General features: G+C 64.6%; 1 pseudogene. It reads left to right on the top strand.

Going from position 1 to position 459, the window contains the following annotated elements:
• Positions 1-178 precede the first annotated feature (178 nt).
• Positions 179-265, top strand: a pseudogene (locus tag ACQ4LH_RS21500) (phosphoenolpyruvate carboxylase); the annotation flags it as partial.
• Positions 266-459 lie beyond the last annotated feature (194 nt).

The raw sequence follows: 459 nt of genomic DNA, 5'->3' as shown, positions 1-459 counted from the left end.
AATCAGGCCGACAGCCCTCTGGAACAGGCCTTGCTGGTCAGTGTGGCGGGTATTGCGGCGGGGTTTGGGGACAACCCGCCGGTCCTTTTTTTAAACCTTGCGCCGGGGGGCGGGCGCCCCCCGGCGGGGGTTCGTTGGGGGCCGGCGCCGTCTCGTGGGCTCGGGAGATGTGTATAAGAGACAGAATCAGGCCGACAGCCCTCTGGAACAGGCCTTGCTGGTCAGTGTGGCGGGTATTGCGGCGGGTTTGCGTAACACCGGCTAAGGGGATTGGAGGGGGGGGGGGGGGGGTTTGCTGGTGCATATGTCTTTCTCTTTTAAACATCTGACGGTGCCGGCGACGCCCCCCCAGGGGTGGAGTTCGGGTGGGGCGGGGCCNGGCGGGTATTGCGGCGGGTTTGCGTAACACCGGCTAGGCGTATTGCAGAGGGAGGAGGGGGCTTTCGCTGGTACATATGT

Source organism: Pseudomonas peli (genome assembly GCF_050563605.1).
In the GTDB taxonomy this organism is placed as follows: Bacteria; Pseudomonadota; Gammaproteobacteria; order Pseudomonadales; family Pseudomonadaceae; genus Aquipseudomonas; species Aquipseudomonas peli_A.
The sequence above is the reverse complement of the archived record's forward strand: the minus strand, read 5'-3'. Positions and strand labels throughout refer to the sequence as shown.